Source organism: Dongia sp. (genome assembly GCF_041906375.1).
In the GTDB taxonomy this organism is placed as follows: Bacteria; Pseudomonadota; Alphaproteobacteria; order Dongiales; family Dongiaceae; genus Dongia.
The window spans coordinates 706,132-720,566 of record NZ_JAYRJJ010000002.1; the positions used below are offsets into that span (position 1 = coordinate 706,132).

General features: G+C 64.1%; 10 protein-coding genes. 5 read left to right on the forward strand and 5 right to left on the reverse strand.

What is annotated here, in order from left to right:
• The 4 genes from odhB to ACE3OA_RS10155 all read left to right on the forward strand — a co-directional run bounded on the left by odhB (nt 1) and on the right by ACE3OA_RS10155 (nt 5,400).
• On the forward strand, nt 1–1,239 hold the full coding sequence (odhB, locus tag ACE3OA_RS10140; RefSeq protein WP_374310614.1) for a 2-oxoglutarate dehydrogenase complex dihydrolipoyllysine-residue succinyltransferase: 1,239 nt from the start codon (nt 1–3) through the stop codon (nt 1,237–1,239).
• Nucleotides 1,240–1,244: 5 nt separating this feature from the next.
• Complete coding sequence (locus tag ACE3OA_RS10145) at nt 1,245–1,940, forward strand: peptidase C39 family protein (protein ID WP_374310616.1); 696 nt, start codon at nt 1,245–1,247, stop codon at nt 1,938–1,940.
• Between the two features lie 132 nt (nt 1,941–2,072).
• On the forward strand, nt 2,073–3,476 hold the full coding sequence (lpdA, locus tag ACE3OA_RS10150; protein ID WP_374310618.1) for a dihydrolipoyl dehydrogenase: 1,404 nt from the start codon (nt 2,073–2,075) through the stop codon (nt 3,474–3,476).
• 37 nt (nt 3,477–3,513) lie between these two features.
• Nucleotides 3,514–5,400 (forward strand): ATP-binding protein, encoded by a 1,887-nt coding sequence (locus ACE3OA_RS10155; protein WP_374310621.1) that lies wholly within the window; start codon nt 3,514–3,516, stop codon nt 5,398–5,400.
• On the opposite strand, the gene ACE3OA_RS10160 is transcribed toward ACE3OA_RS10155, so the two are convergent.
• The 5 genes from ACE3OA_RS10160 to ACE3OA_RS10180 form a co-directional block, all read right to left on the reverse strand.
• On the reverse strand, nt 5,375–6,370 hold the full coding sequence (locus ACE3OA_RS10160; protein WP_374310623.1) for a glycoside hydrolase family 5 protein: 996 nt from the start codon (nt 6,368–6,370) through the stop codon (nt 5,375–5,377). The genes ACE3OA_RS10155 and ACE3OA_RS10160 overlap by 26 nt on opposite strands.
• Nucleotides 6,371–6,387: 17 nt before the next feature.
• Complete coding sequence (locus tag ACE3OA_RS10165) at nt 6,388–7,827, reverse strand: sensor histidine kinase (RefSeq protein ID WP_374310903.1); 1,440 nt, start codon at nt 7,825–7,827, stop codon at nt 6,388–6,390.
• 130 nt (nt 7,828–7,957) lie between these two features.
• Nucleotides 7,958–8,452, reverse strand: coding sequence for a GNAT family N-acetyltransferase (locus ACE3OA_RS10170; RefSeq protein WP_374310625.1), 495 nt, complete (start codon nt 8,450–8,452; stop codon nt 7,958–7,960).
• On the reverse strand, nt 8,449–10,269 hold the full coding sequence (locus ACE3OA_RS10175) for an LTA synthase family protein (protein WP_374310626.1): 1,821 nt from the start codon (nt 10,267–10,269) through the stop codon (nt 8,449–8,451). The genes ACE3OA_RS10170 and ACE3OA_RS10175 overlap by 4 nt, the downstream gene beginning before the upstream one ends.
• Nucleotides 10,266–12,143 (reverse strand): LTA synthase family protein, encoded by a 1,878-nt coding sequence (locus ACE3OA_RS10180; RefSeq protein WP_374310627.1) that lies wholly within the window; start codon nt 12,141–12,143, stop codon nt 10,266–10,268. The genes ACE3OA_RS10175 and ACE3OA_RS10180 overlap by 4 nt, the downstream gene beginning before the upstream one ends.
• Before the next feature lie 397 nt (nt 12,144–12,540).
• Between ACE3OA_RS10180 and ACE3OA_RS10185 the strand changes: the two genes are divergently transcribed.
• Nucleotides 12,541–14,427, forward strand: coding sequence for a sugar-transfer associated ATP-grasp domain-containing protein (locus tag ACE3OA_RS10185; protein ID WP_374310628.1), 1,887 nt, complete (start codon nt 12,541–12,543; stop codon nt 14,425–14,427).
• The last annotated feature ends 8 nt before the right edge of the window (nt 14,428–14,435 follow it).

Below are 14,435 nucleotides of genomic sequence, written 5' to 3' on the forward strand. Positions count from 1 at the left end.
ATGACAACCCCGATCACAGTCCCCGCCCTCGGCGAATCGGTCTCGGAAGCGACGATCGCCAAGTGGATGAAGAATGTCGGCGATCTGGTGAAGAAGGACGAGGCCCTGGTCGAGCTGGAAACCGACAAGGTGACCGTCGAGGTCTTTGCCAGCGCCGCCGGCACCCTGGGCGAGATCATTGCCCCGGCCGGCACCACGGTGAATGTCGGCACCGTCATCGGCAACATCGCCGCGGGTGGTGCGGCTGCGGCCCCGGCCGCCAAGCCCGCCGCTGCAGCGGCAACTCCGGCCAAGGCAGCACCGACCAAGGCAGCGCCAGCGCCGGCCGGCAATGGTGACGATCGCCTCTCCCCGGCCGTGAAGAAACTGGTCGACGAAAGCGGTGTCAGCCCCAGCGCCGTCGCCGGCACCGGCAAGGACGGGCGCCTGACCAAGGGCGACGTGCTCGATCATCTGGAAAAGCAGAAGGCCGCACCCGCTGCAGCGCGCCCCGCGCCGGCCCCGGCCCCCATCGTGCCGCATGTGCCGCGCAATCTCGCCGAGCGCGAGGAACGCGTGCCGATGTCGCGCCTGCGCCGCCGCATCGCCGAACGCCTGAAGCAGGCGCAGAACACCGCCGCCATTCTCACCACCTTCAACGAGGTGGATATGACGGCCGTGATGTCCCTGCGCGACAAGTACAAGGACAATTTCGAGAAGAAGCACAAGGTGAAGCTGGGCTTCATGTCCTTCTTCGTGAAGGCGGCCCTGCAGGCCCTGAAGGAGATCCCCGCCGTCAATGCCGAGATCGACGGCGACGACATCATCTACAAGAACCATTACGACATCGGCGTCGCGGTCGGCACCGAGCAGGGACTGGTCGTGCCGGTGCTGCGCAATGTCGATGCGCTGAGCTTTGCCGAAATCGAATCCGGCATCGCCGAGCTTGGCAAGCGCGCCCGCGATGGCAAGCTCGCCATCGAGGACCTCACCGGCGGTACGTTCACCATTTCGAATGGCGGCACCTATGGCTCGCTGATGTCGACGCCGATCATCAACCCGCCGCAATCAGGTATCCTCGGCATGCACAAGATCCAGCAGCGGCCGATGGTGGTCGACGGCAAGATCGAGGCGCGACCGATGATGTATCTGGCGCTGTCCTACGACCATCGCATCATCGACGGCCGCGAGGCGGTCACCTTCCTGGTGCGCATGAAGGAGTGCCTCGAGGATCCGCAGCGCCTGCTGATCGAGCTCTGATCTCGATGGCGCGCGCTGCGGCGAAAGCCGATCGCAAGAAAGCTGCCGCCAAGCCAAAGCGGCAGCGCCTGCCCTATTACAACCAGAGCACCGACTTCACCTGCGGTGCCGCCTCCCTTCTCATGGCCATGAAGGGGCTCGATCCGTCGACCCCTTTCGACCGGGTCCATGAACTGCAGATCTGGCGCGAGGCCAACACGGTCTATATGGGCGCCGGCCATGCCGGCTCGTCGCCCTACGGCATCGCACTTGCAGCCTGGCGCCGGGGCTTCCATGCCGAAATCTGGCTTTCGCACAAGGGCGCCATCCTGCTCGACTATCAGAAGAAGTCGGAATGGCGCAAAGCCGGCAAGCTGATGCAGGACGCGGATGCCCAGAGCGTGCGCGAACTGGCTTTGCCGATCGAGGTTCGCAAATGGGATGTGGCCGACCTTGCCCAGGCCCGTGCCGAAGGCGCCATTCCGATCGTGCTGGTGACGACCCGCGCCTTCCATGGCGACAACACACCGCATTGGCTTGTCTTCGCCGATAGCGACGATCATCAGGTCTATCTCAACGACCCGTGGATTTCGCGCAACAAGGGGCAGACGGCCCGGTTCCAGACCGGCCGTGCCGCCACCCACGCGGCATTCATGAACATGGCGAAATACGGCCCGCGCCAGGAGCGCGCCGTGGTCCTCATCCGGGGACCGCATATTTGAGGCGTCTTGAATTTGACTGTCATGCCCGCGAAAGCGGGCATCCGAGGGCCGATGAATTCCCGCTTTCGCGGGAATGACAAAATGGATCACTGATGCGCGCTCAAGGGCGCTGCGAGAAACGGAGTGCGTATTATGGCGGAAGAAATCTTCGACGTCGTCGTGATCGGCGGTGGCCCCGGCGGCTATGTCTGCGCCATCAAGGCGGCGCAGCTGGGATTGAAAGTGGCCTGCGTCGAAAAGCGCGGCAGCCTGGGTGGCGTCTGCCTCAATGTCGGCTGCATCCCGTCGAAGGCGCTCCTCGCCTCCTCCGAGAAGTTCGAGGAAGCCGGCCATCATCTCTCGGCCCACGGCATCAAGGTCGCCGGCGTTGCCCTCGACCTCAAGGCCATGCTGGCGCGCAAGGACAAGGTGGTCTCGGACCTCACCAAGGGCATCGAATTCCTCTTCAAGAAGAATAAGGTCACCTATCTCAAAGGCAATGGCGCGCTGCTGGGCGGCGGCAAGATTGCGGTGACCGGCGAAACCAGTCAGACGATCAGCGCCAAGAACATCGTCATCGCCACCGGCTCGGACTCGACCCCGCTTCCCGGCCTCACCATCGACGAGAAGAAGATCATCACCTCGACCGGCGCCTTGAGCCTGGAGAAGGTCCCCGAACATATGGTCGTCATCGGCGGCGGCGTCATCGGCCTGGAGCTCGGCTCGGTTTGGCGGCGTTTGGGCGCCAAGGTGACCGTGATCGAATTTCTCGACCGCATCGTCCCCACCATGGACGGTGAAATCGGCGCGATGTTCCAGAAGATCCTTACCAAGCAAGGGATGGAATTCCGCCTTGGCCAGAAGGTCACCGGCGCCAAAGCTAAAGGCGGCAAGACGGAACTCACTGTCGAACCGTCCAAAGGCGGCGCTGCTGAAACCGTGATTGCCGATGTCGTCCTGGTCTCGATCGGTCGGCGCCCCTATGTCGAGGGTCTTGGCCTCGACAAGGCCGGCGTGAAGCTTGACGAGAAGGGCCGTGTCGCCACCAACGGCCATTTTGCCACCAATGTTCCCGGCATCTATGCCATCGGCGACGTCATCGCCGGCCCCATGCTGGCGCACAAGGCCGAGGAAGAAGGCGTGGCGCTCGCCGAGATCCTCGCCGGCCAGAAGGGTCATGTGAATTACGAGACCTGCCCCAGCATCGTCTATACGAGCCCTGAGCTGGCCTCGGTCGGCAAGACCGAAGAGGAATTGAAGGCCGCCGGCATCGATTACAAGGTCGGCAAATTCCCCTTCATGGTGAACTCGCGCGCCAAGGCCGCGGGCGATACCGACGGCACCGTCAAGCTGCTGGCCGATGCCAAGACCGACCGCCTGCTCGGGGCCCATATCCTGGGTGCCGGCGCCGGCACCTTGATCCACGAATGCGTCATGGCGATGGAATTCCAGGCTTCGTCCGAAGACGTGGCACGCGCCTTCCACGGCCATCCGACCCATAACGAAGCGATCAAGGAAGCCGCCATGGCCGTGACCGGCAAGCCGATTCATATGTAGTTGCATTTCATCCTCCGCAGGAGCGCAATTGTCCGCCATGACAGAGGATGCAAAGACAAGGATCGACACGCTGCTGGAGGAGGCGGATGCCACCTTTGAAAGCAGCCACGCGCAGACTCTCAATCTCACGCTGAGGGCATTGGCGCTCGCCCTCGAAGAGGGGGATGAGGAACTGATCGCCGTTTGCCGGCTGGAATGCGCGCGCCAGCAGCGGATCATGTGCCAATATGCCGATGCGCTGGCCAATCTGGAGGCGAGCCACGGCTTCTTCATCGCCTGCGGCGACCGCCAGCGCGAAGGCATCGCACTCAGGACCTATGCCGCCATCTATGACGAAGTAGGCCTGTTCGACGAGGCCTTGGACTGCAACCAGCAGGCCCATGCCCTGTTCGAGGAAACGGGCGACATCTTCTTCCGCGCCATCTGTTTCGAAGATACCGGCAACATCATGCGCCGGCGCGGCTATCATGCCGAAGCCATCGCGGCCTTTGAAAACGGCTTGGCATTGCTCGACGAACTGCCGCCGAGCCACGCCGTCACGCGCTCAAGGGCGCATCTGGGCTGCGGCCTCCTTGACGCCTGCATCGAGGCCGGGGATGACGGCAGGGTGCTCGCCACCATCGGCCGCGTGCTCGATCTGGTCTGCTCGATCGGCAACGGCAATCTCGAAGCCTATTGCCACAGCATGGCAGCCTTGGCACAGGCCCGCCAGGGCGATGCGGCAGCAAGCCTTGCCACGGCCGCCGTCGCCCGCCACGCACTGGCACGCGCGGAATCTCCCTATGAGCGGGTGAGCTGCCTCATGCATCTCGGCCGCGCCCGCGACGCGCTGGGCGATTACGACCAGGCACACGCATTGCTGACCGAGGCACTGGAAGACGCCATCGTCGCCGGCATCCAGGATCTGACTTTGAAATGCCACGCGGAACTGGCACGCATCTGTGAAAGCGCCGGCGCGGTCGAAGCGGCACTGGCGCACCTCAAAGCGCTGCGCCAGCTGGAAGCGGATCTGCTCAATAGCCGCACCGATATCCGCCTCGACCGGCTGCGCCTGGAAGTCGACCGCGAGCGGTCGCGCCATTCCGAGGCCGACCGCGCCCGCCAGGAACTGGAGCGCGAAGTCGCCGCCCGCACGGTCGAACTGCGCGCCGCCAAGGAAGCGGCCGAACGCGCCAACCGGACCAAGAGCATGTTCCTGGCCAATATGAGCCATGAACTGCGCACGCCGCTCAACGCCATCAACGGCTATTCCGAGGCGATGGCGATGGAACTCTTCGGCGAACTCGGTGAGAAGCGCTATGTCGAATATGCTAACAATATCTGGCGCAGCGGGCAGCATCTGCTGTCGCTGATCAATTCCGTGCTCGACATTTCCAAGGTCGAAGCCGGCCGCATGGAGATCGTCTGCGAGACCGTACCGCTGCGCGTGCTGGTCGCCGAATGCCTGGCGCTGGTGCAGGTGCAGGCGGAACAGAACGGCCTGGTGCTGATTGCCGACGATGTACCGGCATTGAACCTCTGGGCCGACCCGCGTGCGCTCAAGCAGGTGCTGGTCAATCTCATCGGCAATGCCTTGAAATTCACGCCGCCCGGTGGCGAAATCCGCATCAGCGGCAGCGCCATCATGGGTGGCACCGAGATCGTCGTCGCCGACAGCGGGATCGGCATGGCGGAAGCCGACATTCCGCGCGCCCTCACCGTTTTCGGCCAGCTCGACAACGCCTATGCCCGCCGCCATGACGGTTCCGGCCTCGGCCTGCCGCTCGCCAAATCACTGATCGATCTGCATGGCGGCACGCTGACCATTGCGTCCAAGCCGGGCCAGGGAACGCGCGTCACCATCCGCCTGCCCCTGGTGGAAAACGCCACCATCAATGACGGCGGCGTGGAAGGCGGGCTCAGTTCGCGCGCAGGTAACGTTTGAGAAAGGCGCCCCAGGGCGTCAGCGAATGGCCATCCGATTTCCTCAAGGTCGGGCCGTAATCGACATTCCAGCACCAGCCCGTATAGGACAGCTTATAGGCATCCATCAGGGCGGCGAAGGGCTCGCCGAAACTCTTGGCGGTTCCGCTCCAATGCTCCTTGGAGCCCGGCTCGAAACCCCATTCGGTGACGATGACGGCCTTTTCTTCCCGCAATGTCGCCAGTGTGCCTTCGTAAGGCGCAAGGTCGCCCCCCGGATAGACATGCCAGACATAGGCGGTATGCGGGTCGGAAAGCGGCGTTTCCGCGACACCTGAAAGATCGAAGGCCCATTGCGCGCCCGCCGCCAGGATCACGTTTCTGTTGCCCTCGCTGCGGATGAGGCGTGTCAGTTCCTGCCAGAACGGCAGCAGCGCGCGCCAGCGCGACCCATCGCTCAAGGGCTGTTCCTCATTGCTCGAAACCGGCTCGTTCCACAACTCGAACAGGATGCCATTGTCCTTGAAGGTGCTGGAAACAGCGCGCCAGAAGTCCCGCGCCAGCGTCATGCGCGTATCGTACCAATCCGTGGTCTTGGTATCGGAGGCCACGAACTTGTCCTGGACATATCCGTCCGGCCAGCCGATGGCATGATAGTCAATGATGACATAGAGGCCGGCACTGCGCGCCCATTCGACATGCTGCGTGAGGCGCGCGAGCGCCCCCACCGCATCGTCGCGCCAGAAGCCGGGATGGATCGACAGACGCACGATATTGGCACCCCAATCACGGGCAATCTCAGGATAGGGATTCTCGTTCGCCGGCAGATCACCCACATCACCCATGGCGATGCCCTTGAGGCGGATGATCTGGCCCTGGTCGATGAAATGGGGTCCGCTGACGTCCAGCGCCGCGGCCGGCAGCGGCAGTGCAGCGACCGCCATGAGAAACCCCGCGAGCCCCCACAGGACCTGATAGACGGCGCGGTGCATTGCCTCGCTCCCTGGACCTAAACGGGGGTCGCTGCCGGTTCCTCGTATTCACGCGGCAGAATGAGTGTCGCCAGCATGCCACCTTCCGCGCGCCGCTCCAAGGTCAGGCTGCCGCCCAGCATTTCAGCGATGCGCCGGCAAAGCGGCAATCCGATGCCGAAACCGTCCTGGAACTGCGTCAGAATGTCCGTTTTCTGCCCGAAGGGCACAAAGACGCCGGGCAGTTCCTCGGCGGCGACGCCGACGCCGTCATCGGTCACGGTGAAGGCCACCATGTCCGGCCCCGGTACATATCCACCCAGCCAGACATGCCCGCCGGCCTTGTTGTAGCGAATGGCGTTGTCGGCAAGGTTGCGCAGGATCTGTCGCAGATAGCGCGGATCCGTCTTTACGTAGGCAAGCTCCGCCGGCAGTTCCTGGCAGGCGATGGAGACATCGGCCGCCAGGGCGGTATCGGCTACCTCGCGGATGACAGCCAGCAACAATTGCTGCGGGGCAATGAGATCGACCGCCGCCCGCACCACACCGCTATCGACCCGGATATAGTCGAGAATATTGTCGACACCGCGCAGCAGGCGTCGCCCGGAATCGAGAATATCGCCGGCATAGCGCACATAGCGCTTGTCGCCGATCGGCCCCAGTCTTTCGCTTTCGATCATCTCGGAGAAGCCGATGATGGCATTGAGCGGTGTCTTGAGATGATGGCTCATCGACATGAGCAACCGGGTCTTGGCATCCGCCGCCGCCCGCAGCGCCGCCATCGACGCCGTCATGGCGAGGCTCGTCTGATGTGCCCGGTCGATGTCGCGGGCGCCGAGCAGGATCACGAGCATAAGCCCGGCATAACCGAAACCGACGATAGAGAGCGTCAGCAATGTCTCCAGCAGGACGGATTGTCGGAAGGCCACTTCGCGATCGGTGACATCGCTGTAGATTTCAAAGAGACCGATGAAATTGGTGCGCGCGGCGTCGCCGAAGATGGGAATATAGCTGGCAACGACATTGCGGTTGGTCAGCTTCCCATGCACCGTATCGATCTGCGGGCGAAAGGTGACGTCGCTGGCGACAACCTTGTCGCGAAAGGCACGCGCGAAGGCCGAGTCTTCCTCGTCGCCCTCCTCGCCGATCTCTTCCGCCTCGGTTGAATAGATCAGCGTGCCCTTGGCGTCGAAGAGTTTTACCTTGAGCAGGGCTGAACCGCGCCCCAGTTGTGCAAAGGCCGTATCGAGCGTCCGCTCTATGCCGTCCGACTGCTGCCGGCTGGCAGCTTGCTGGTCATCCTGCAGAAGAATGCCGACCCGTTCGCGAATGAACAGGGCCAGCGTATTGGCCAGACTCTCGTTGTACGCCTCGGCAGTCGCGCGAATGTCGCGCTGTTCCAGATGAAAGCGGATCGGCGCGATCAATCCCACCGACAGCAGCATGATGACAGCGCCGATCACGGCGAAGCGGCGCACGAAACGCAAGCTGTGAGCCGGGCCGTGAGTTGGGCTGTGAGTCGGGCCGTGAGTCGGGAATTGCGGCAAGATATTCCTCCGCCCCCATATCACCGCGATATGATTAAAGACTGGTTAGAGGCCCGATATCTTAGAGATCTGGCATTCCGTCGGCGAGGTCGAGATACATCCAATCGAGGTCCGCGACCATGCGGCCACCGATGGCGCGGTAGAACGCGGCCGCCAGGACATTGGGACGATATACCGCCCACAGCAATTGGCTGGCCCCGCCGTCGTGCGCGGCGCGCGCCGCTGCGGCCATCAAGGCGCGGCCGGCACCGCTGCGCCGCGCCTTGTCGCGCACCATGAGGTCGATGACGATTTCGATGCGAATACCCTGATCGACATCGTAATTGGGCGCCATCAGCAGATAGCCGAGTGCCGCCCCGCCTCTTTCGGCGATAAAGCCGCGGAAGGCCGGATGGGGGCCGAAGCCATCGGCCAGATATCTTTCAGCCGTAAATCTGTGCTGCCAATTGTCGCCGAGGCTGCGGATGAAGGTGCCGAATTCCAGCACCATCTCCTGCACCGCGTCGACGTCCGCCGCCAGAAGCGGCCGGACCGACACCGTTGCCCGGTCCGTCATCTGGCTTTCGCCACGAGATTCGCAGCGCCCGTTCCCGGCCAGGCTGCGGCATGGCCGGCGCCGGCAAAGATGTCATGGGCGAGAAGATCCGTATCCGCGCGCCACTGCGCCACCCGGTCGCAGGGTGAAGCGGTGTCCGCGCCCTGGCACAGGAAGGGTTGCCCAGCCGCATCGAGACCGACGATATGGCCGGGCAGCGGTCGCAGGGTAAGGCCGGCGGGGGGTGCTGCAAGATCCGCAATGCCCTTCTCAGTCACGCCGACCAGATCCAGGAGCAGCGAGGGCAGGCGGTACATGGGCAGGCTGCCGACGCGCAAGGGGCCATTCTGCCCGTCGATCACGATGAGCGGCGTCTGCGTGCTGCGCGCCTGCAGGGCCGGCGAGACATGATCGTCAGGCCCGCCGAGGAATCCCGATTCGGCATAGCCAGCGAGGTTCTGCCCCAGCAACGGCAGGTGATCGCCGAAGACCACGATGACCGAATCCGGATCCTCACGCTGCCAGCGGTCGATCGCATCCATCATCTCCCGCGACTTCCAATGCACCACGGAGACATAGCGCCGGACCTCGTCGACGGCACTCTTGGTGTCGATGGCCAGGGGGCGCTTGTCGTCGACGTCATACATCCAATGGCCGTAATAGGTCACCGTGTAGTCGAAGACCGGCCGCGCATCCCGGATGGCTTGCAGCTTTTCCGCCACCTGCCGGTGCAGCGAGGCGTCGGAGAGGAAAATCGACGTCATGTCGTCGAGTGCGAAATCGGCGATCGACCAGAAGGTCTCGAAGCCCAGGCGGTCATAGCTCGCCTGCCGGTTCCAGAAGCCCGGCGTGTTGGGGTGGGAGGCCACGGTGCGATAGCCGGCCCGGGCCAGCTGGCGCGGCAGGCAGGGCAGGTCGTCATTGAGCGGCTGCTCGAAGCGCACGGCACCCTGTGCCAGCGGGAAGCCGCATAACACTTCGAACTCAGCATTGGCAGTCTGCCCGCCGAAGGCCGGCGACATCGCCGTCGAATGCCCGGCCGCCGCCCACAATTTCAGGAAGCGCGGATCGAGCGGCGATTCCTTCAGCCCAGCTGCCGTCAATGGCGCAGGGTCCCAGAAACTCTCCTCGAGGACCACATGAAGGTTGCGCCGATGCCCCGCCATTTGCGCCGGCTCGCTGGCTTCCATGCGCCGCGCGATCGTTGCCGCCACGTCATCCGCCTTGGGTGCCGGCGTCGCCAGCGCCACCACGCGCACCAGTTCCTGCAGCAGATGCACGGTACCACCACGCCAGACATAGTTCTCGCGCTGATCCCAGGGCTTGTCGCCCCAGATCTGGTCCATCCAGTCGATGAGGCCGATCGAACCGGCACCGGCGCTCAAGAAAAGGCCCGTGGCCGTCGCCAGCACCGATTGCCGCAACCGCCCGGCAAAGCGCAGATTGCCGAAGAAGAGAATGAGGATGAGGAGGCAGGGCAACCCGGCCACCGCCCAGCCCAGCGGGCCCATCAGCCGGATGAAGGCATCGAGGCTGTAGATATCCTCCGGCATCAAAGGGCGGCCGGTGATCGCACTCTTGGCGGCACTGCCGACATAGAAGGTCGCCACCAGCAGCGCCTGCAGAATCAGGAACAGCGAGATCCGCCGCGACAAGGCAAAGAGCAGCAGCGAGACAAGGAGCAGGGCCGCGAAATCGGCCGGCACGCGCCGCGGCACGATGGCGACGTTGAACAGGAACGATGAGGCGAAATAGGCCGCGCCATAGAAAAACGCGGTCGAGGCGACAGGCAGCAGCCAGACAGGCAAAAGCCGGCGATGCCGCAGCAGCCGATTCATTTGAGCGTCGCGGTGACCGGGTGGCGATGCCGTTCGATGAGACCCAGCGCATGGCCGTCGCCGTCGAAGATATCGCGCGCCACCAGCTTCACATCCTCAAGCCAGCTCTGCACACCGCCGCAGGTACCCGCGGTGACACCCGGATTGCACAGGAAGGGCTGGCCGGCAGCGTCATAGCCGATCACCGTGTCCGGGACCGGACGGATGACGAGGTCCTCGGGCGGCGGCACCAGCGCGCCGATATTGGGCAAATCGACGCCCAATCGGTCCAGCACCAGCTGGTTGAGGCGATAGAGCGGCTGCGTGCCCAGTTTCAGCGGCCCGCGTTCACCGTCGATGACGATGAGCGGCGTGGTGCGCGAACGGGCATACATGGCGGGCGAGAAATCGCCCCAGCCGCCGGCGAAGAAGCCGTTGTTCTTATACTCGCCCCAATTATAGCCGAGGTTAGGCAAGTGATCGCCGAAGGCGATGATGAGGGAAGTCGGATCGTCGCGCCGCAGGCGTTCGATCTCGTCCATCAGTTCGATCGATTTGTAATGCATCGCCGTGGCGAACTGGCCGAGTTCCGTGCGTTCCGGATCGATCGGCACCACGGCGGGCCGCTCCGGCACCATGTCATAGGTCCAATGGCCATAGAGCGTCACGATGAAATCGAGCACCGGGCGCCGGTCGGCATCGGCCTTCAGCTTGGCGGCGATCTGGCGATAGAGCGACCGGTCGGACAGCATCCAGACGATCATCTCGTCCAGCGTGAAGTCGGCCTTCGACCAGAAGGTCTCGAAACCGATGCGGCGATAGGCGTTGATGCGGTTCCAGAAGCCCGGCGCATTGGGGTGCGAGGCGACGGTGCGGTAGCCCTGCCCCTGCAACAGGGCGGGCAGGCACGGCGCCGTGTTGAAGCCCTGCTCGAATTTCACCGCCCAGCTGTCGACCGGGAAACCGCACAGCACCTCGAATTCGGCATTGGCGGTACCGCCGCTGAAGGTGGGCGACATCGCCGTGCTGCGTCCGGTCTCGTCCCACAATTTGTAGAAGCGCGGATCGAGCAGCGGTTCGCTCCGGTCCTGGGCGAGGAGCGGCGTCGGGTCCCAGAAGCTCTCCAGCAGGATGATATGGACATTGCGGGGCTTCGCCGCATCGAAGGCCACCGGCTGCACGGCCGGATCACGGTGCCGGGCGGCCGCGAGGTCACCGCCGGAACGCGCATTGATCCGGTCGAGGGCTGCCGCCACCTGCGCCTCGTCCGGCGCGGGCTTGCGCGTCGCATATGCGCGCAGGGTCTCCTGCAGGATATGCAGGGCCGGTCCGCGCATGGTGAAGTTTTCGCGCTGGTCCCAGGGATGGTTGCCGATGGCGATGTCGGCACCGCGCAGCGCCGTCTCGCCGAAAGCGCCAAAGCCCAGCGGCAAGGCCACCAGCGTCGCCAGCGACGCCTTGGCGGCACGCCCCTGCAGCTTGAGATTGCCGAGCAGCAGCCCGGCCATCAGCATCAGCGGCAGCGCCACGACGACCCAGCCGAGCCAGCCCATGATGCGGACCAGCGCCACCACGCTGTAGATGTCGTCCGGCATGACCGGCCGGCCAAGGAGGGCGATCTTGGCACTCGACCCGATGAAGAAGGCACCGATGAGGAGCGCCATCAGGGCGGCAAAGGCCCAGACCTTGCGCGAGATCGAAAAGACCAGCCGCGCGATGAGTGTGAGGAAGATGAGATCGATGAGCGCCCGGAGTGGTTCGACGATGACGCCGAAGCCCAGCGCCGAGACGGCATAGGCCAGCGCATAGCAGCTGCCCACCACCGTTGCCGGGATGCGCCAACGCTGCCAGTGATGCTGCCAAACTTGGCGCCAATCTTTACGCGATCTCGTCATGATGCCAACAACCGCCCGTCCCTGCGCTCAAAGCCGTGCTGTCTTTCAGAACCGGCAAGCCGTGCCCTCACCCTGCGGCAGCCGGCGCTTTTCTAACTGAATTTAACAAAAGAGTCTTGGATTGGTGCCGAGAAAGGTAACAAAACTGCGTGATCGGCCGGACGCCGGCAGGGTCGGAGGCCGGGAAGGTTGCTGCTGTTAAATATCCTGTTGGAACAATCAATTAACCCGCAAACGGGTGGCGTTAAGGCGTTTGTAAGCTTATTGTCAGGAAAGGGTCACCAGATTGCGGCTAAAGCTGCATCGCCCCCTCGCTTTCGTTAATATCCGGGCCCAACTGGCGCCAGCGGGACCGCCGCGCCAACGCCGCTGCCCTTAAAAGGATCTTCGTCTTTTCATGACCACCTTGACCGCTCCCTCGCTCGATCCTCGCGGCCTCATCGGCTCGGTACTGCTCTGGGCGCTGCTGATCCCGCTGGCGCTCATTGCCTTCCTCGGCGCCGAGATCACGCATCATGACCTGGTCGATCATGTGAACGGCATCGTCTACGCCTTCGGCATGTTGCTGGCCCTGGCGCTCGCCCGGCAGGCGAAACCCCAGCCTGACGGCGCCGACTCGGCCGAGGCCGATCCTTTCGGGCGCGCCTTCTGGCTGGTCGCGGCCGCTTTCTGCGCTGTCTTCGTCGCCTCCGAAATCGGCGGCGGCATGTTCGAGCGTTTTGAATCCCAGGTCTCGCCGGCCTGGATCGGCGACCTGATGTGCTGGCTGGCGGCTGGCGCCTTTGTCATGGCGGTGGCGCGCCTGCGGCCGCGCCGCAAGGTTCACGTCACCCGCAGGGTCACCCCGATCCTGTCGCTGCTGGCGATTGCCTTTGCGCTGCAGAGCATCTCCGTGGGCCTCGATATCGGCGAGCCGCATCTGCGGCATCATTTCGGGGTTGATGCGCAGACCTACGACAATTTCTCGGATCTGCTCGAATTCGCTTTCCTGCAGCTATACCTGCTGGGCTTCATCGCCCTCGCTGCCGAGATCTCGGCCCGCCATGCCTTGCGGGCACAGATTGCTCTGGCGGAAGGCATCGCTGAACCCGCCGCCTGCCTGCGAGCCGCCCAGCTCGCCTTCACCACGGCGGCCTTCAGCTCGCCCAATCTGAGCCGCCGCCGCTTCCGGCGCGCGGTCCAGGGCCTCATGTTCGGCAACGGCATCGGCGGCGTCGCCGCCGCTTACCGCATCACGCGCAAGCTTGGCCCCGGCATCAAGGCACGGACCGGCAAGTCCAAGCTGCGCCAGTTGGCCGAACAGATGCGCTTCATGTGGCGGTTCGGCCTGGCGCCCCATACCTATTATCTGTTCGAGCTCTTCGATCCCGAATGTGCGCGCGTCGCCGGCGCTTATCTGCAACGCAGCGAGACCAAGGCTGCGGCCTATAAGATCATGCATCGGAGCACCGGCCAGCGCCTCAGCGAGAAGCTTGAATTCCACGATCGTTGCCGCGAACTGGGCCTGCCCGTGGCCCCCGTCGTCTTTGCCGCCGCCGATGGCAAGCCCGATCCGCAATTCGCGCAGACCACGGAACTGCCGTCTTGCGATCTGTTCATCAAGCCCCGTAAAGGCAGCGGCGGCCGCGGTGCCGTCAAATGGCAATATGCGGAAGGCATCTTTGTCCATGCCGACGGCCGGCACATGACGCCCGGCGCGTTGCGCCAGGCGGTCGTCGAGCAATCGGCCGAGCTCAGCATGCTGGTGCAGAAGACCCTCACCAGCCATCCGGATCTTCAGAGCGTGAGCTGCGGAACACTCACCACCATCCGCATCGTCACCTGCCGCAATGAAAGCGGCGGCTATGAGGTGACCAACGCGGCCTTCCGCATGCCGCGTGTGTCAGGCTCCCCGGTCGACAATTTCCATGCCGGCGGCATTGCCGCGGCGGTCGATATCGTCACCGGAACACTGGGGCCGGCGACCGACCTCGGCCTCAATCCGACCACCGCCTGGTTCACCGAGCATCCCATCACCGGCGCCCCGATCATCGGTCGCGTCCTGCCCTGCTGGCAGGACGCACGCGAGCTGGTGGAAACCGCGCATCCGCACTTCAGCGATTTCGCCGTCATCGGCTGGGATATCGCCATTCTGGCGGACGGTCCCTGCATCATCGAGGCCAATGGCGCGCCCGATCTCGACATCATCCAGCGCACGGCACGCGCACCGCTCGGCAATGCGCGCCTCGGCAAGCTGATGGCCTGGCATGTGAAGCGCGACCTGCGCCGTGCGCTGCTGGGGTAAACGGGACG